This is a genomic window from Microcystis sp. M_QC_C_20170808_M3Col (assembly GCF_007095505.1).
Classification (GTDB): Bacteria; Cyanobacteriota; Cyanobacteriia; order Cyanobacteriales; family Microcystaceae; genus Microcystis.
Map to the genome: position 1 here is coordinate 1 of NZ_SFBY01000103.1, position 3,602 is coordinate 3,602.

Sequence of the window (3,602 nt, forward strand, 5' to 3'; positions counted from 1 at the left end):
AAAAGTTTAGAAAAGGTCAACCCCAATCAAACAACTACCAAAAAGCTAGAAAGAGGTATGCTAGAAAACATTTAAGAATAAGTAGGCAACGTAGAGGCTTTGGCTCAAAAGAGGCATTGTGCGTCATTAAATCTAACGATTTTATCGCTCAGGTCAACTTAAATGTTCAAGGCATGGTAAAAAACTCTAGACTAGCTAAATCTATTAATGATGTGGCTTGGTCAACTTTTCGGCAATGGTTAGAAGATTTTGGCTTTAAATATGGTAAGGCCACGGTAGCAGTAGCTCCCCATAACACCAGTCAAAATTGCGCTAATTGTGGTCAAAAAGTACCTAAATCTCTATCTACAAGAACCCATCTTTGTCCTCACTGTGGCTATGTAGAAGATAGAGATATTAACGCTGCTATCAACATTCTGAAAAGAGGACTAAGTACCGTGGGACACACGGAAACTAATACGCGCCGGCGTGAGATTCCCTCTGGTTTGGTTGGATACGTCCTGCCAGATTAAGGAAACTCAGTGAACCAAGAATCCCTCGCATGAGCGCGACGGGAGTGTCAACCTGTGAGTATCCCGTCCCAGAGGAGGTATTTATGGTTTTAGAATTACGGATTGATTGTTTAACAGGAGTGCAAGGTTTGGTTAAGTACCGTCGAGAATTTGACTCGGTGTAAAACAAGTTTCAGCTAATTTAATTAAAGTAGTTTGATTAATCTTCCCCTGGGGACTTTTTGGTATCTCTGGTAATTTTATCCAATGTTTCGGCAGTTTATAATTGACTAATTTATCCTTAATCTGGGATTGAATAATTGTCTGGCATATCTGAGAGTTAACGGGTACATAAAAAGCCACAATTACCTGTCCCCATCGAGAATCTGGCAATCCTAAAACCACCACATCTTTAACTAAATTAGTTTGTCTAATGGCAGTTTCTACCTCAAAAGGATAAACATTTTCTCCTCCGGTAATTATTTTTTGACTATCGCGGCCAATGATATATAAATAACCACTTTCATCGAAGTAACCTAAATCATCGGTCTCGAAGTAGCTTGCTTGATTAAGATGGGGATAATAGCCTAAAAATAAAGATTTCGCTTCAATAATAATTTTCTGGTTATCGGGATTAATTTTTATCTGAGCATGGGGTAATAGCTGTCCACTACTATTATTTCCTCGTCGAAAATCTTCTGGTTTAAGAGTGACAATTTGTGAGGCAGTTTCCGTCATTCCATAGGTGGGAGACAGAGAAATATTATATTCTCTAGCTTTTTCTAGTAAAGATGGCCATGCAGGGGAACCTCCTAGTAAAACTGTTTTAAAATTGGCTAACCATCGAGGATCATTTTCGAGAAAGAATTGTAATTGAGTGGGGACTAAGGAGATAAAATAATCTTGAAGATTGAGATTATTTATGCGCTTTTGTTTGATTTTATGGTAAGGAATAACAGCAAAATCTCCCCCCGTTAAAAAACTTCTGAGAAACTGCATTAAACCACTAACATGATATAAAGGCAATAGGCAAAAAGAGTTAACCTGCTTGACTTGAAAATATTCAGAGAAACCTTTAACAGAAGCAGTTAAGGTTAACCAGTTATGGATAGCAAAGCGAATTTTTCCCGAGGTTCCTCCCGTGGGTATCATCAGAGAATTAGTCACAGGATTAACAGGAGTATAACTATGCTTAAAAACCTTGATATTTTCGCCAAAAATATAATCGGGTTGCATCAGAGAGAAAACCTGTTGCCATTCGTTATTTTTCCAGTCGGGATTAGCTAGAAATAGGCAACTTTTGGCACTGACGGCAGCCAAGAATATAGCTAAGAATTTAAGGGGATTGCCTTCAGCAAGCAGCATAGTTAATCGAGGATTATCTGCGGCGATAAATTGCTGAGAATAGGACTGATATAATTGATAAAATTTTTGGCTATTGTATCCATATAACCAGTCTTTTTGACTGAGATATGCTAATTGTTTGCTGATGTCGTCCACAGTTTTTCTAACCAATCGGGTTCACTATTATTAAACCATTGTTGCACACCAAAACCTAAAGCTCGCTCCTTTCGGGGGTATTCTTGTGCTAGACGTAAAGCGGATTTTCTGCCGATATTAGTTTCTAAAACGGAGGAAAATACTAAATCTAAGGGATATTTTTCCCAGAGATTTCTTAACCCTTGTATTGAACCGGTAATAGCCGGTTTAATCACAAAAATTCCTCGCCATCCCCGTTGATAACATTCCTCTATTTGTCGAAGATTGGCTACGGATTCATCTAAAGCAATCCCTGTGGTAAAATCTTGACTTAATTGCAACATTTCTGCCAATTTAGACGGGGGTAAAGGTTGTTCGATAAATTCAATTATTTTAGATTCATCGGCAATTTTTAACCAGATTTTACCCTCAGCAATACTTAATCCCCCATTGGCATCTAAACGCAATTTAATTTCCCTGGGTAATCGGGTAATTAATTTTTCAAATAAGTTTAACTCTTGCTTGAGAGAATTAACTGCAATTTTCCATTTATAAGTATTAGTTTGATTAGAAGCTAAAATATCATCCAGACAGGGAAATACTGCCGCACCAGTGGGTAATAAATAACTATAATTTTTCGTTTCTATTTCTTTTGATTTATTTTCTATACTTAAATCTTCTAAAGCTGATTCAAAGGCAAATTGACACGCGGGAAATTGTTCAGGAATAGAAAAAATTGAATTTATTGATAGGGGATTTTCGAGACTTTGACAGAATAATATTGCTGCCGATAATGTTTCTGAACCAAATTCAGGTAAAGGAGCAATTTCTCCCCATCCAATACGTCCATCTTCAGCTTCTAAGCGAATAATAATTCCTTCCCTAATTTGCCATAGTCTGTGATGGGTTTGTAGGGGACGCAGCAAAGGACGCTGATAAACACGAAATTGCCAGAAATACATGATTAACTATAAGTAGTCGTGAAAAATTAATTTTCTAGTTGAGATAGGAAACCTTTCAGTGATCAGTAAACAGTAATCAGTCAAAGGCTGCAGCTCAATTTTATAGAGTTTGTGAGCGAAACGTTTTTTTGTCTTAAAGTCCAGAAAACGGGTTTCTTCAAGAAACCCGTTTTCTAGTCCAATCAAAACCACAGAGAACACAGAATTAACCTTAAACTAATACAACTATATCAGAGGCGGTAAGAGTCGGTTTAGAACTGAGAGTTGCAATTTGAATAGCTGCTAGTGTACCTGTCCCGTCCCCATCAAAGAATAGTCCTCCAGTGATTGTATTATAAATAAAGCGATTGCTGGCATTTAATGCAGTTGTTCCTAACACGAATTGAGCGGCTGTAATCGCAACTCCTGCGGCTAAACCACCGCCAAAACCCGCAGCAGAGACAGTAATTTTATCCCCCTGACTGGAGAGGAAATCGGTAATTGTGTCAATCCCTTCATTGCGGTTGTTGAAGGTGAATTGATCGCCACCTGCACCCCCTGTTAGGGTATCATTACCTAAGCCACCAATTAGAATATTATTGTCCGCAGTACCGGTGATAATATCATCGTTTGATGACCCGATAATGGGTTCTGGGACGTTAGCAGAAACCGCTAGACTACTAGCTATATT

3 protein-coding genes and 1 pseudogene are annotated in these 3,602 nt (G+C 38.1%); 1 reads left to right on the plus strand and 3 read right to left on the minus strand.

Going from position 1 to position 3,602, the window contains the following annotated elements:
* Positions 1-512: RNA-guided endonuclease InsQ/TnpB family protein (locus EWV84_RS05185; protein WP_287076891.1), on the plus strand; the 512-nt coding region annotated here is incomplete at its 5' end.
* Positions 513-651: 139 nt separating this feature from the next.
* Here the strand turns inward: EWV84_RS05185 and EWV84_RS05195 are convergent.
* The 3 genes and pseudogenes from EWV84_RS05195 to EWV84_RS05205 form a co-directional block, all read right to left on the minus strand.
* Positions 652-1,991: pseudogene (locus EWV84_RS05195) on the minus strand (2-succinylbenzoate--CoA ligase); the annotation flags it as partial.
* Entirely contained in the window at positions 1,967-2,932 is a 966-nt protein-coding gene (locus tag EWV84_RS05200) for an o-succinylbenzoate synthase (RefSeq protein ID WP_287076893.1), read from the minus strand. The pseudogene EWV84_RS05195 and the gene EWV84_RS05200, both read right to left, overlap by 25 nt.
* A gap of 211 nt (positions 2,933-3,143) precedes the next feature.
* Positions 3,144-3,602, minus strand: a 459-nt coding sequence (locus EWV84_RS05205; protein WP_287076895.1) for a calcium-binding protein, incomplete at its 5' end; no start/stop codon positions are given.

Excerpts from the sequence above, each read along its gene's own strand:
- EWV84_RS05200 (WP_287076893.1), bottom strand. The coding sequence starts at position 2,932 with ATGTATTTCTGGCAATTTCGTGTTTATCAGCGTCCTTTGCTGCGTCCC.